Source organism: Alkalitalea saponilacus (genome assembly GCF_900168165.1).
In the GTDB taxonomy this organism is placed as follows: domain Bacteria; phylum Bacteroidota; class Bacteroidia; order Bacteroidales; family Marinilabiliaceae; genus Natronoflexus; species Natronoflexus saponilacus.
The window spans coordinates 133165-147130 of sequence record NZ_FUYV01000011.1; the positions used below are offsets into that span (position 1 = coordinate 133165).

Below are 13966 nucleotides of genomic sequence, written 5' to 3' on the forward strand. Positions count from 1 at the left end.
TAAACTATATGGTTTAAAACGTAAACTCTTATAAAAATCACGCAAAGATAGCTATTTTAGCTATGAAGTAAAAGTTTCGATCATCTTTTCATATATTTCAATAACCTGCGGAGTTACCAGTTGTTGATCGTCTGCATAAATGATGTAATCACTCAATGGGATTCGCTGATCGTCGGCCCATTGGTTTTTGATGCGGTTGGTCACTTCTTTTGGGGTAACTCTGTCACGTTTTACAACCCTTTCTATGCGCAATTGTTCAGGTGCGATGACAGAAATTATTTTATCCATTTGCTTGTAGCTGCCGGATTCGAAAAGAATGGCGGCTTCGTTTATGACTGCCGGGCTGGTTTGCTGTGCAAACCAGCGGTTAAAATCATTCCTGACAATGGGGTGTACAAGGTTCTGAATTTCAATCAACAGCTGTTTTTCGTTGAAAATTTTATCAGCCACTAGTTTTCTGTTTAGAATACCATCTTTATATACATCTTTTCCGAACAAATTAATGTACCCTTCAATAATATCGGGATGGTTGTGAATCAGATGCATGGCCTGTTGGTCTGAACTGTAAACCGGACAGCCGAGGATTTCAAATATTCTGCAAATGGTGCTTTTGCCGCTGCCAATGCCGCCTGTTACACCTATTTTAAGTGGTTGTTTTTTTGTCATTTTTTAATAAAAAGCAGATTACCTCCTTCGTTCAATCAGGTATTCAACAAAAAGAGGAGAGTAGTCCACCGAGTAAACATTCTCCGGGGTTTGTTCCAGGCGCACACGCAACCTTTGCGGACGATCAGGTCTGAGTGCTACGCTGCCATCAACTGTGGCAATAAAATCCGAAAAGTGAATTCTCTCAAATTGGCTGAGGCCTGCTCGAAACGTCACTCTGATTTCAGGAGGAAAGGTTTTAATTCTTAATGTATCGGGCAGGCCGGTTATATGCAGCGGAACGCTCATGGTTTGCTCGGAGAAAGGTTCTACAGGAATGGTTACATTTGTATGCTGTAAGTTGTATTGTAGTTGGTTAATGGGTTTTAACCCCACTCGCCGACTGGTGGTTTCTCTTAAACGATCTGCATTAAAAGGCTGAGTGGGAACATGAGTCAAAGTATCGAGAATCTGTTTCGGACCGGATACTTTTACCGAATCCGGATTGAATATTATATTCCCGGCTATTAAAAACTGTTTCTCCAGTTCAATTTTTCCATTCATGCGAATGGGAAAATCTTTAGTCACCAATTGATCAAGTTTAATAAAGATCGTATCGGGCTCTATGCTTAAAAGTTCTATTCCCACCAGCAACTGATCCCGAATCAGACCTTGTTGTTCACGGGCTAAAATAAAAGAGAACTCTTCTCCACGTCGGTTTGTTCTTCGCAACTGTGACACATCATAATTCATCGGTACGCGCGTTCCGCCTAGAAATTGACGCAAGATGGCATAACCATTAGCTCTGATTCTGAAAATGACCTTATCATTGGAGGCTTCGGTGATGACTTTGTTCTCTGGAAGGTTAACAAATCGAACGGGGTAGGATATTTCTGTGGTATAGTCGTCGCGCAGAGCATTGAAAAACCAAAATGCGGTGGATATAAAGAGAAATATAAGAAAAATCAGGGCATCCTTATTTTTTTGTATTTTCTTAAGGGAGGTCGGCCATTTTTGTATATAGTGGCCAATCATGGATTTTATTTTTTCTATATATGGTAACTTCATTGTTTCGAGGGATGAACTTGTGCTTATTCTGTTTCTTCGGAATAAATCTCCTGAAATTTAAGGTTTTGTGTTTAACCGTGAATTTCCCATTTATACTTTTCGTAAAGTTGCGAAATCGATTTTGGTTTTCCAATAATCGTGATTACATCTTTTTCTTGAAGTACTGTATTCCCGGTTGGAGCAAAGGTCTCGTTATTACGCTCAACCAGGGCAACAAGAACATTGGACGGAAGGTTTAACTCTTTTAGTTGTTTTCCAATCATCTCTTGCTGCTCAGTACCTTTAATCAATTTTACTGTGATGAACCTTTCATTGTGAAGCAAATACTCTTTTATCGAGCGATGTCCGTCATGTTTCATCATCTCTTTAACAAAATCTTTTCGTTCAATGATGTCAACCAATCGGGACAACATTCTGAGTTGTTGACGTGCCTCTTTTGCAGGGTTTACCAGAAAGAAGAATACTTTGATGTAATCTTCGGAAGAAACCCCTCCTTTACTCACAGGTTTACGTATGCCTTGTTCAGTTATAATGATGTTCAATGATGGGTGATCGATGCCATCATGCTTAGCATAAAGCAGCGATACCTCGGGGATTATGAGTGCCGGTTCGATGGGGGAGGTGGCCATAAATTCCCTGATCAGCTCATGTTTGCGAATGTGCATTTCGGTGGCAAAGGTGTCGGAAACATCTTCAACCAGTTTTTCAAAACTGGTTGTTTTGTGTATGTGGGTTATCCTTGAACGAATGATGGTTTCATCAAAAGGATCGCCGTGACGAAGTCCTTTCTCCTTCAGAATGGTCATAAACTCGTTTTCAAGTTCGGGGTGCTGGTATTTTCCTAATAAAGCAAACCAGTGAAATATGGCACCTTCGCGTTGAACCCTTATTCTCACATAGTATTTATACCATAATACCGCCACCAGTATAATGAGGGTGCTGAAAATGATGGCCATCCATCCCATATAAATGATTAAAATAAAGGAGATGATGATTCCTGCAATTTGCATGGCAGGATAGAGTGGGGAGTGATAGCCGGGATCGTATGATTCAATTTTACTTTTTCTGAATACAATAACAGAAAAGTTAATCAGCATAAATATAAACAATTGGAATGTACTGGCCAGTTTGGCGATTCCCTCCTCCGACAAAACCAGAATAAAGAAAAGTATGAGCGATGCGGTAAGCAATATGGCCGGAATTGGCGTTCCCAGTTTACTCACCTTTGAAAATCCACCCGGAAAAAGCTTGTCCCTGCTCATGGCAAAAGGATAGCGAGAAGAAGAGAGTAAACCTGCATTTCCTGTTGAAGCAAAAGCGGCCATAGCCGCCGCTGTCATAATGTAAGCGCCGCTGTTGTTGGGTAGCCATCTGAACAATTGACTGGTGGCAGTGGCTGCAGGAGCCAGGTCTCGTGCAAAATCTTCCGGATTGATCAGTGAAACCATTACGAATACACCTAAAAAGTAAACCAAACCTGTTACTATTAGCGAAATAAGCATTCCCAGTGGTATGTTACGCTCAGGGTTTTTTATCTCCTCGGCAACACTGGCAATTTGAGTCAGTCCAAGATATGACACAAACACAAAACCAACTGTGGTAATGACTCCCTCAAAACCTTCACTAAAGAATGGTGTAAAGTGTTCCTTAGTTGGAGCCGGCTCAATGATGTCTGTTAAATAGATGCTGACAATGCCATCTATTATAAATGTACCAACCACCAGAAGAAGAAAAACTACCAGGAAATTTTGCATCCCTGAGGTCTTTTTGGCTCCAATCAGATTAAGGATTGTAAAAAAAAGTACGGCCATAACGGCTATGGTACGTACAGGAACATCCCAAAAGAATGAGGCATAAGCGCCAATCCCAATGATGGCAAATGCCGTTTTAAACATCAAAGCAAAGTAAGTCCCAAGTCCTCCAATGGTTCCAAAAAGTGGGCCAAGGCTTCTATCCAGAAAGAAATATGCTCCACCGGAACGGGGCAGAGCTGTTGCTATTTCAGCCATACTAAACATGGCAGGCATAATCAATATTCCTGCTATAAGGTAGGCAACAAAAACCGATGGCCCTGTGTATTGAGAGGCAAGTCCGGGCAGTAGAAAAAAACCGGAACTGAACATCGCCCCTGTACTGATTGTGAATACATCAAATAACCCCAGCTCTTTATTTAGTTTTTTCATTTCACTCATAAGCTACAGAATATTCTGTTTGCAGACATTTTTATGCTATGTTGTTTCCAAAATGATGGGTTGGGCAAAAAAAATCCAATTGTTTTTTACCTGAGCAAATAATTTTTTCAGCAATAAAGTTAAGATTTTTGATGTAAAAGCCTAATTGTACCATCATGTTCTAATATGGCAGGTGGTTGATCTGTTTCAATTACTGTTGTTGTTTGATGCAGTATTTCAGATTTTTATGCCTGTTAATGGTTTTGTATATAGATTTTTGGTAAGAAGGTTTTGTTATAAACAAAGCAGGCTGTTTCATAAGAAACAGCCTGCTTTAAAAACTTATAATGTTGATTTTTCTGATTATATATTCAATATCAAACAAAACCAATTTTGAATGAAATCATGTTACTATTTTCTGACAGCATCAGACATATCCATGATAACAGCTGATTTATCAATTCTGATTTTTACATCATCAGCAATTTCCATGATGATTTGGCTGTCTTTTACCTCAGTTACACGGCCATAAATACCACCGGTGGTAATTATTTTGTCGCCCTTTTTAAGAGCCTCACGGTATTTGCGCAACTCCTTCTGTCTTTTCATCTGCGGACGAATCATAAAGAAGTAGAAAACCACGATGATTAGTAAAAACGGCAATAGAGACATTAAAGGGTTTGGCGCATCGGCCTGGGGTGGTAATGATAAAAATAAACTATACATATTTATCGAATTAAAATTAATTTACTATTTGAATTTTGATTTATGCAATTTTAGTGACAATAAACGAATTTACAAAGAATTATCTAACATTTGCTCTTATAACCAGAAGGATGGATTCTTCACTGCCATTTGAGTATACTCGAACGGCTTGTCGCTGATTTCCATGCCTTCCCCGGGTGTCGAAAGTTACTTCAATGGAACCTCTCTCTCCGGGTGGAATCGGGTGTCGTGGATATTTAAGGTTGGTACATCCGCATCCGGCTTTTATATCCTCAATAATTAAAGGGGCATTTCCATTGTTGGTAAATCCAAAAATAGCGGCCACCTCCTCGCCTGAGGTCAAATCGCCAAAATCGTGTTCTGTTTTATCTGGAACCAATATTGTTTTCTCTACTATTTGGGCACTGTTCTCCGAGTTGTCATCACCAGTGGATAAAAGCTGACAACCTATAACATATGGAATCAATATAATAGATGGTAGCAAATAAAGTTTCATCTTGATTTCCTGTTTTACTCAATCAAACCGCGACCTTGCTTTTTGATTTTACCTTCTTCCTTTAAATGGTTGGTAATTTTATCTAGTATACCGTTTATAAACAGACCGCTTTTAGGCGTGGAGTAATGTTTTGCGATTTCAATGTACTCGTTTAACGATACTTTTATCGGAATGTTAGGAAATTCCTGAATTTCAGCCAATGCAATCTGCATAAGCACAATATCCATGAATGCAACGCGCTCCAGATCCCAGTTTTGGGCAAAGGTTTTGATTAATTCTGTGAATTCCTTCTGGTTGAGTAATGTTTTTCTGAAAAGAGTTTTAACAAACTCTTTGTCATCTACATCCTTAAACTCTTTTTGTAAGTCTTGCTCATTGCCTTTTTCTTCGGAAAACTCTTTCAGAGTTTTTATCACCATACTAACAATGAACTCACATTCATCATTCCAAAAAATACTCTGTTCTTCGAGTGCAGTGTAGAGAGGTTCGTGTTGAGCAATCACTTTTTCTGTGAGCTTTACAATAAATCTTTTTTGGTAGTCGTAACTAAAATCTTTGGCCACCATGTAATCATTATACATATCGGAGTCAATGATTTTAGAGAAGATTCCTTTGATGATTTCCGGATGATTGCTCCATGACAATCCTGTAGTTTCCTGAAATTTTACTCGTACCGGATTTTCAATCAGTTGTTTAAGGACAGCATTATCAATAAACCGTGTGTTTGGGTTTAAATCCTGGGGTGAAGGAACTTTTTTGTTCTTTCCTTTTTCAATTCGCAGCTCTGCATAATGATGTAGTTCCGTTAGGAGCATCAGAATGAGATGATATAACTCGTAGGATTTGGATATGCTGTGAAATAACTCTTTTTCCATCTCCTGAATGGAGGCATCGCCTCGTTTGCTATAGGCGTATGCCATTTGTAACACCTTAACTCTTAGCAGTCTTCTACTTAACATTATTGAAAGAACTTTTATTATGACAATCTTTAGTGAACATGGCAAAAATAGCCATTTTTTTAATTTCTACAATTATATATTAATGCAATATATTGAAAATGTTATAATACATTGTTAATTAGTCGTTGGTTCGCACATCAGGGAGGTTTCATTTTAAACATGGACTGCCTGTCTGACTGTTTTATACTATGTTGCTTACTGATTGGAGTCCGATAAAAATGAATTAATCCAACGCAAAAAACCAAGAAAGCCTTGTCGCTTCGATTAAAGGGCGAAATCTCGAAAGTTGTACCCGACAACATTGATAAATATACAATAACAATAAATTCTTCATATTCCCTCGGTCACCTACTAATGCAGTATTTCGTATACTTGTTTCTCTATTGTAAATGGATAAATAATTTAAACATTGAAAAATTTTGTAAACAAATCTTGGGATGTTAAAAAAATTATTCCCATTTTTGACTATCGAAACCAGATGTGTTTTAATTTAATAAAACTTTTATTCGAGATGGAAGGATTCGACAAACAAGAAGATTTTGAAAAGCGAGACAAAGAGGAAATCTTTTCGAAAGCTGTAAGAGCAGGAAAAAGAACCTATTTTTTTGATGTTAAAGCAACCCGGAGAAACGATTACTATCTTACTCTGACCGAAAGTAAAAAGCGTTTTGAGGATGATGGTCGTTTTTACTTTGAGAAACACAAAATATTCCTCTACAAGGAAGATTTTGAGAAGTTTAGCGATGGCCTTCAAGAAGCCATCGATTTCATAAAAAAAGTTAAGGGTGATGAAGTGGTTGAAAAAGAGCCGGATCAGCAGGGAGAGCTTGAAACGGTTGATTCCAGTGGATTTACCAACATTGAATTTGAAGATCTGAATAAGTAGAAAAAAAGGCTGTCGACGACAGCCTTTTTAATTTTCTATTACAAGCAAATGAAATTCTTCTCCATCAAGAAATATATTTACCGGTTTTATCTTCAATCAATACAGCATTGTCCCTGCTGCTTTCTATTTTAATAAAGCATATTATTTTATCGGCTCCTGCTGTATAGCAAACCTCTTGTACCTGTTTAACAATTTCCATTAATTGGTTGTAATCTCCTTCCATTACCGTTTCAAACGGCGTTACCTGATATTTTACGCCTGAATTTATGATCACTGAAATGGCTTGATCAACAATTTCGTAAAGATCATGATTGGGTGCCACAGGAATTACCTGTACAGCGACATTAACAGATTGATTCATAATTTATTGATTGTATTGATTTTGTTTTAATTTGAATTTGCACCTATTTTTTAGGATATAATAAACTAACTCAGCGACCAACACTAAATTCTAAACTAATAATAATTAATGTTCTACCGTTAATATTGCACACCTAAGGCGTGCGGGGTTTGGTATTACTCTGTTTTTCTATCGACATTTGCCACCTACGGCGGCACTCCAATTGTTCTTCTATAATGTTTGGTTTCCATTCTCCTGTTCAGTTTCCGCTTTGCGGAATTCCATTAACTACGCTCATTCCACCTCTTTATATGTCTTAAATGGTTCAAACATTACACACCTGCGGCGCTCGGGGTTGGGCATTACACTATTTTCTATCAATATTTACCACTTACGGCGGCACTCCAACTGTTTTTAAATTGTTTGGTTGATATTAGACTTTTTCCGCCTTTCGGAATTCTGTTTCGCTTTATCTCCGGTCTCCGGTCTCCGGTTTCCCTTCTCCTTTCTAAATCTATCTCTTAACCTCAGCGATAAACCCTCAACTCAAAACTCAAAACCATCCAACCCTTTACACAAAACCCCTAAAAATAGGGATTGTTTAATCTATAAGGTTAAACTATTTTTGTCGGTTAAATCAGAAAATGCAAAAACTATGGTATTATCAGAGCTCACCAATGGCCAGGAAGCTATAATAGTAAAGGTTAAAGGATATGGAGCTTTCAGAAGACGAATTCTGGAAATGGGTTTTGTTAAAGGTAAAAAAGTTACCGTCATAAAGAATGCGCCTTTAAAAGATCCAATCGAATATCAGATTCTTGACTATAAAGTATCCCTGCGCAGAAGTGAAGCGCAACTTATAGAAGTCGTGACAGTTGAAGATGCCTTGCAAACCAGTGAGGAATCATATCATGGAACACTGAACGAGGAAATTCTTGAAATTGCAGTTCGTGAAAAGCGAAAAGACATAAACATTGCTCTCGTTGGTAATCCAAATTGCGGTAAAACCACCCTTTTTAATCACGCCAGTGGTAGTTACGAACATGTTGGAAACTACAGTGGGGTAACCGTTGATGTTAAAACCAGTACGTTTAAGCATAACGGATATAATTTCCACCTTTCTGATCTACCCGGAACTTATTCACTATCCGCCTACAGTCCTGAGGAAGTTTTTGTGCGCGAGCATATCAGTCAGCATATGCCGGACATCGTTATTAACGTGGTTGATGCTTCAAACCTAGAGCGAAACTTATATTTAACCACGCAGCTGATCCACATGGACGTTAAGGTGGTGATTGCATTAAATATGTATGATGATCTTCAAAAGAAAGGCGATTCGGTGGATTATGATCAGCTGGGATTGCTGCTGGGAATGCCTGTTATACCAACGGTCAGTTCAAAGGGGAAAGGGATCAAAAAGCTCTTCGATAGGGTTATTGAAGTTTATGAAGATCGGGTTACTGAGGCCAGGCCTGTTAAAATTAATTTTGGAGAAACTTTGGAGAGAAGCATCGGGAAAATAGAAGAACACATTAAACTCCATGATGAACTTAAATCCCGAATCAGTCCACGTTTTCTTGCTATTAAATTGTTGGAAGGCGATAAGGCCTACAAAAAGATGGTAAAAGGGGGGAGTTATTCAGATATCCTTGTTGAGACGCATAAACAGGTTGATAGAATTGAAGATCTTCTGAAGGAGGATATTGAAACCATCATTACTGATGCACGATACGGATTTATTGCCGGAGCCATGCGTGAAACATATAAGGAAAGTCCTGTAAAACGTCGCAGAAAAACCGATGCCATTGATTCTGTCCTGACTCATAAACTCTGGGGATTTCCCATATTCTTCTTCTTTATGTGGCTGATGTTCCACACCACATTTACGCTTGGTCATTATCCCATGGAGTGGATTGAAGATGGTGTGGAGTGGCTTTCAGGATGGCTTGGTGGAGTAATGACTGATGGTTCATTTAAGGATTTGCTGATAGATGGAATTATTGCCGGTGTTGGAGGGGTTATTGTTTTTTTACCCAACATTCTGATTCTCTTCTTTTTTATCTCTTTTATGGAAGATACGGGATACATGGCGCGTGCAGCATTTATAATGGATAAGGTTATGCATAAAATTGGGTTGCACGGAAAGTCTTTCATACCTATGGTAATGGGATTTGGTTGTAACGTACCTGCCATTATGGCTACCCGAACCATAGAAGATCGCAACAATAGGTTGTTAACCATGTTGATCAATCCTTTCATGTCGTGTAGCGCGCGTTTGCCGGTTTACATCCTATTTATTGCTGCTTTTTTCCCTAACTATCCGGGAACAGTTTTATTTGTACTCTATGGAAGTGGGATTCTTATGGCAGTTATTGTAGCAAAACTATTTAAGCGATTTGTGTTTACAAAAACCGATGTCCCATTTGTAATGGAACTTCCGCCATATAGAATTCCTACATTAAAAAATACCACTCGACACATGTGGTTTAAGGGACGCCAGTATTTGCAAAAAATGGGAGGGATCATCCTGATTGCCTCCATCATCATCTGGTTTCTGGGTTACTTTCCGAGAGAAGGAAGCAGTGCCGATGTATATCGAAATCAGATTGAACAAATTGCTCATAATTACTCTTTAAATGATATAGAGGAAATTGATGCCGAAGCACTTGAACAAATGACGAGTGCCGATTCTGAAGCGATTATTGACCTTAAAGAGAAAAAGCATCGGGAGCAACAGGAGCAAAGTTACATCGGCCGTTTGGGGAAATCTGTAGAACCGGTGATTCAGCCTCTTGGTTTTGATTGGAAAATGGGGGTTAGCCTTATCAGTGGCATAGCAGCGAAGGAAATTGTCGTGAGTACCATGTCGGTTCTTTACCAGTCGGCCAGAGTAGATGCAGAGGAAGATGCCACCATGTTAATTTCAAACATGAAGGCTGATACCTATGAAGATGGCACGCCTGTTTACAATCCGGTGGTGGCTCTCGCTTTTTTGATGTTCATTCTGATATATTTTCCATGTATTGCTGTAATTGCGGCAATAAAAAAGGAATCAGGATCATGGAAGTGGGCTATGTTCACAGTATTCTATACAACAGGATTGGCATGGTTAAGCTCATTTGCTGTTTTCCAGATTGGTAGCAGGCTCTTTTTGTAATGGCTTACTGCTCTTTATTTATATTGTGCCAAATGGAACTAGATTTTAATGATTTGGGATTTTTTGCTTTTAATTTTTAAACGATGATACAGGATATCTTGACATATACCACAGTAATCTTTGCCTTTGCCATAGCGGCAAAGGCAATTTGGAAAACTTTTTTCTCTGAAAATAAAATTACCGCTTGTTCAGGCGGTTGTTCAGGTGGTTGCAATACCAGGGCAGAATTCCTGAAAATGTTGGAGTCAAAGTAACTTAAATCTACATCTTTGCTTGTCGGATGATCTTCAATGCAAATGATGGTTCATTAGCTAGAATAATAAAAGCCGTTAGTAGAATTACTAACGGCTTTTGTGCCCAGAACAGGACTCGAACCTGCACGTACTTGCGTACACTAGTCCCTGAAACTAGCGCGTCTACCAATTTCGCCATCTGGGCCAACCATAAATCAATTTTGATTTATTTGAGGATGCAAATATAAGAACTTATCGGTTTTGCAACAATGATGTTCAAATATTAATTTTTCAAATTTCTTTCAAGAAATTCAAATTTCATGTGATAAAGATGATTTCGTGTATTACCACCAATCAGACTGTGCGCCCGGTTGGGATATATAAACATGTCAAACTGTTTATTGGCCTGAACCAACCGGTTGCTGTATTCCATTATGTTTTGATAATGCACATTATCGTCAGCTGAACCATGTATGAGAAAAAGGCGACCATGCAAACTATCTGCAAGGTTTAATGGCGAGAAATTAGCATAACCAGATGGATTTTCTCTGGGTGTACGCATATATCTTTCGGTATAGACTGTGTCGTAGAACTTCCAATCTGTAACGGGTGCCACCGCTATTCCGGTTCTGAAAATCTCACTCCTGCTCATGCTTAACGCTGTGATGTAACCTCCGTAACTCCATCCCCAAATCCCTATTCTGTCGGCATCGACATATGGTCGTTTGGCCATATATTTTGCAGTTTCAATCTGGTCTTCACTCTCAAACCTGCCAAGTTGCATGTATAGCTGTTTTCTGAAATCTTCTCCTCGGGCACCTGTACCGCGACCATCTACACAAACCACTATATAACCCTGCGTTGCTAAAAAGTATTCCCATCCTGGTTCCCATCTGTCTAATACCCTTTGTGAATTAGGACCACTGTATTGTGTCAGTAATAAAGGGTATTGATTTCTCTCTGAAAAATCAAGAGGTCTGATAATATAGCCGTTAAGTTCTACATTTTGAGAGTTTTTAAACGAAAAGAACTCTTTGGTTGGTTTGGCATATTCTGCAACACGCGATTTCAGAGCTCTGTTGTCTTCTATGGTTCTAATTAACCGGTTATTGCGGTTAAAAATCTGGTAAACCGGAGGCGTTGTTGTATTGCTGAATTCATTGATAAAGAAACTGAAATCACTGCTGAACCATGCCATATTTGTTCCTTCGTTTTCGGATAAACGCGTCAACCTGGTACCATCCATTCTAATAGAATATATTTCGCGACGAAGCGGCGAAACAGCCGCTGCCTGGAAATAAAAGAGTCTGTTTCTGTTATCAAATCCCAGGTAATTGGTTACATCCCATTCTCCCTTTGTGATCTGTCTAATCTTTCTACCGTCCATCCCAAAAAGATGAATGTGATTAAATCCGTCAAGTTCTCCAACATAAACAAAATGTCGACCATCTTCCAAAAAGTGTATGTTGTCAAGTACCGAGTAGTCAACATATCTTTCATTTCTGTCGGTAAATATGGTTCTTGCAACACCCGATGACGGGTTGGCAATGTATAAGTCAAGTTGATTCTGACGTCGGTTTAAGGTTACTATGGCAAGTTGATCAGGTTGTGTAGTCCATCGAATTCTTGGAATATAAATGTTATCACCACCAACTTCCATCTCTTTGGTGGTTCTGTTTCTGAGATTAAAAACATGAACGCTCACTTTTGCGTTTCTCTCACCGGCTTTTGGATATTTATAACGATATTCACCCGGATACAATTCAAATTCCGACTGATTTGGCGATGACCCCATATACAAGGGGAAGCTGAATTCTCTTACATGGGATTCGTCGAATCTCATAAAAGCAAGCTCCCGGCCGTCGGGTGACCATTCAAAAGCTCTGTTAAAGCTAAATTCTTCTTCATAAACCCAATCCGGAACTCCATTTATTATGTGGTTCTTTTCCCCATCTGAGGTGATAGCAGCTTCTGTGCCAAATCTCAAATTTTTAATGAATATGTTGTTGTTTCTGACGAATGCCACCGCATGTCCGTTGGGAGAGAAAGTGGCAGCTTGTTGTGCCCCATTTTCAGACAAAGGTTCTATCTCTCTTCGGGCAATATCAATGACGTAATAATCTGCAATAAAGGAGTGTCTGTAAATGTTTTGCCGGTTGGTATAGACAAGTATTTTTGTTTCGTCATCGCTGAACTCATAGTCCAGTATCGATTTTATTGGAGTATCCTTCAAGTTTGGGATATCGGCAATCACACCTGTTTTTTCTCCCGTGGCATAAGAATATCTTACAATTTGAGTTCCGTTTGCTTCTAACACGGAATAGGAACTCCCGTCTTTCATCGGACGAAGTCCCTGAACTCTTTCGGCCGCAAATGTTTGAGCTGATACAAAATCGTCAAGACTCAATGCCTTCTTTTGTGCGTTGATATTTAAAATAAACGAAGCAAGTAATGCTAAAATTAAGATTCTCATATTATTAACTATTTATTTATCGTCTATGTCTAATTATTATATATTATTATGATGTCAGTTTTTTTAACAATAATCCTGCCTTAATTGAATAAAGCAGATTCGTAAATTCTCACGAATTTACTTTTTCCTGATTAATATTGAAATTTCTGCATTGAATTCTTATCGAAAAATGGCATTTTTTTTGCAACATCTTAAGTAATTCTTTGCAGTATTCAGGATTATTGTATTTTTGCAGCCTAAATAAATTATAACTATGGTAAAAGATATTCTTGCTATTTCCGGATATTCCGGGCTTTTTAAGCTGGTTTCTCAAGCAAAGAACAGCGTAATTGTTGAGTCTCTTACAGACGGAAAAAGAATGCCTGCGTACGCAACTTCAAAAATTAGTGCGCTCGAAGACATCTCTATATACACAGAAGATGAAGATGTCAGATTGTCAGATATTTTTGTAACCATTTTTGAGAAAGCCATCGAAGTTGATCCTAAAGCAGACGCAGGATCATTAAAAAAGAAGTTTGAAGAGATTTTACCCGACTATGATAAGGATCGTGTATATGTATCCGATATCAAGAAAGTATACATGTGGTTTAATCTCCTAAAGGAGAAAGGTATTATAACCGAGGAAGCCATCTCAAAATACAAAGAGGAGAAAGACAAGGAGGAAGAATCAACAGATTCAATCGACGAATCTGAAAATAAATAACCTCATTACCTGAGGTTTGTAGATTGTGTTGAAAACCTTTTGCTATTTTATTTGGAATATCGTTTTTAACACTCTACTTTTGCAGCCGCTTCTTAAGAAGGTTAAGGGG

Annotated in this window: 11 protein-coding genes and 1 tRNA gene; 3 read left to right on the forward strand and 9 right to left on the reverse strand. The window is 38.6% G+C overall.

The genetic code is table 11. The features are described from left to right. Positions 1–60: 60 nt before the first annotated feature. From coaE to nusB, 6 genes are all read right to left on the reverse strand, one after another. Positions 61–666, reverse strand: coding sequence for a dephospho-CoA kinase (gene coaE / locus B5X70_RS10315; protein ID WP_079557820.1), 606 nt, complete (start codon positions 664–666; stop codon positions 61–63). Between the two features lie 18 nt (positions 667–684). Continuing rightward, positions 685–1713 (reverse strand): CdaR family protein, encoded by a 1029-nt coding sequence (locus B5X70_RS10320; protein WP_079557821.1) that lies wholly within the window; start codon positions 1711–1713, stop codon positions 685–687. A gap of 71 nt (positions 1714–1784) precedes the next feature. Beyond that, positions 1785–3905, reverse strand: coding sequence for an amino acid permease (locus tag B5X70_RS10325; protein WP_079557822.1), 2121 nt, complete (start codon positions 3903–3905; stop codon positions 1785–1787). Positions 3906–4295: 390 nt separating this feature from the next. Further along, positions 4296–4610 carry a preprotein translocase subunit YajC gene (gene yajC, locus B5X70_RS10335; protein WP_079557824.1) on the reverse strand — a complete coding sequence of 105 codons (315 nt, stop codon included), beginning with the start codon at positions 4608–4610 and terminating at the stop codon, positions 4296–4298. Positions 4611–4689: 79 nt separating this feature from the next. After that, positions 4690–5106 (reverse strand): DUF1573 domain-containing protein, encoded by a 417-nt coding sequence (locus B5X70_RS10340; RefSeq protein ID WP_079557825.1) that lies wholly within the window; start codon positions 5104–5106, stop codon positions 4690–4692. Between the two features lie 14 nt (positions 5107–5120). Next, on the reverse strand, positions 5121–6065 hold the full coding sequence (nusB, locus tag B5X70_RS10345; protein ID WP_079557826.1) for a transcription antitermination factor NusB: 945 nt from the start codon (positions 6063–6065) through the stop codon (positions 5121–5123). Between the two features lie 511 nt (positions 6066–6576). Between nusB and B5X70_RS10350 the strand changes: the two genes are divergently transcribed. Further along, entirely contained in the window at positions 6577–6951 is a 375-nt protein-coding gene (locus B5X70_RS10350) for a DUF3276 family protein (RefSeq protein ID WP_079557840.1), read from the forward strand. Positions 6952–7015: 64 nt separating this feature from the next. Here B5X70_RS10350 and B5X70_RS10355 read toward each other — a convergent pair whose 3' ends face one another. Beyond that, positions 7016–7312: a thiamine-binding protein gene (locus B5X70_RS10355; RefSeq protein ID WP_079557827.1), complete on the reverse strand. Its 297-nt coding sequence runs from the start codon at positions 7310–7312 to the stop codon at positions 7016–7018. Positions 7313–7946: 634 nt separating this feature from the next. On the opposite strand from B5X70_RS10355, the gene feoB reads away from it, so the two are divergent. Further along, positions 7947–10448, forward strand: a complete 2502-nt coding sequence (feoB, locus tag B5X70_RS10360; RefSeq protein ID WP_079557828.1) for a ferrous iron transport protein B — start codon at positions 7947–7949, stop codon at positions 10446–10448. A 354-nt stretch (positions 10449–10802) separates the two neighbouring features. On the opposite strand, the gene B5X70_RS10365 is transcribed toward feoB, so the two are convergent. Together B5X70_RS10365 and B5X70_RS10370 are read right to left on the reverse strand one after the other, a co-directional pair. Continuing rightward, positions 10803–10886: transfer RNA gene (locus B5X70_RS10365), tRNA-Leu, on the reverse strand. Positions 10887–10964: 78 nt separating this feature from the next. Continuing rightward, positions 10965–13154 (reverse strand): S9 family peptidase, encoded by a 2190-nt coding sequence (locus B5X70_RS10370; RefSeq protein ID WP_079557829.1) that lies wholly within the window; start codon positions 13152–13154, stop codon positions 10965–10967. A 253-nt stretch (positions 13155–13407) separates the two neighbouring features. Between B5X70_RS10370 and B5X70_RS10375 the strand changes: the two genes are divergently transcribed. After that, complete coding sequence (locus B5X70_RS10375) at positions 13408–13857, forward strand: DUF5606 family protein (RefSeq protein WP_079557830.1); 450 nt, start codon at positions 13408–13410, stop codon at positions 13855–13857. Positions 13858–13966 lie beyond the last annotated feature (109 nt).

What these genes read in the sequence shown, in the direction of transcription:
- coaE (WP_079557820.1), bottom strand. Translation starts at nt 666, where the DNA reads ATGACAAAAAAACAACCACTTAAAATAGGTGTAACAGGCGGCATTGGC.
- B5X70_RS10320 (WP_079557821.1), bottom strand. Translation starts at nt 1,713, where the DNA reads ATGAAGTTACCATATATAGAAAAAATAAAATCCATGATTGGCCACTAT.
- B5X70_RS10325 (WP_079557822.1), bottom strand. Translation starts at nt 3,905, where the DNA reads ATGAGTGAAATGAAAAAACTAAATAAAGAGCTGGGGTTATTTGATGTA.
- yajC (WP_079557824.1), bottom strand. Translation starts at nt 4,610, where the DNA reads ATGTATAGTTTATTTTTATCATTACCACCCCAGGCCGATGCGCCAAAC.
- B5X70_RS10340 (WP_079557825.1), bottom strand. Translation starts at nt 5,106, where the DNA reads ATGAAACTTTATTTGCTACCATCTATTATATTGATTCCATATGTTATA.
- nusB (WP_079557826.1), bottom strand. Translation starts at nt 6,065, where the DNA reads ATGTTAAGTAGAAGACTGCTAAGAGTTAAGGTGTTACAAATGGCATAC.
- B5X70_RS10350 (WP_079557840.1), top strand. Translation starts at nt 6,577, where the DNA reads ATGGAAGGATTCGACAAACAAGAAGATTTTGAAAAGCGAGACAAAGAG.
- B5X70_RS10355 (WP_079557827.1), bottom strand. Translation starts at nt 7,312, where the DNA reads ATGAATCAATCTGTTAATGTCGCTGTACAGGTAATTCCTGTGGCACCC.
- feoB (WP_079557828.1), top strand. Translation starts at nt 7,947, where the DNA reads ATGGTATTATCAGAGCTCACCAATGGCCAGGAAGCTATAATAGTAAAG.
- B5X70_RS10370 (WP_079557829.1), bottom strand. Translation starts at nt 13,154, where the DNA reads ATGAGAATCTTAATTTTAGCATTACTTGCTTCGTTTATTTTAAATATC.
- B5X70_RS10375 (WP_079557830.1), top strand. Translation starts at nt 13,408, where the DNA reads ATGGTAAAAGATATTCTTGCTATTTCCGGATATTCCGGGCTTTTTAAG.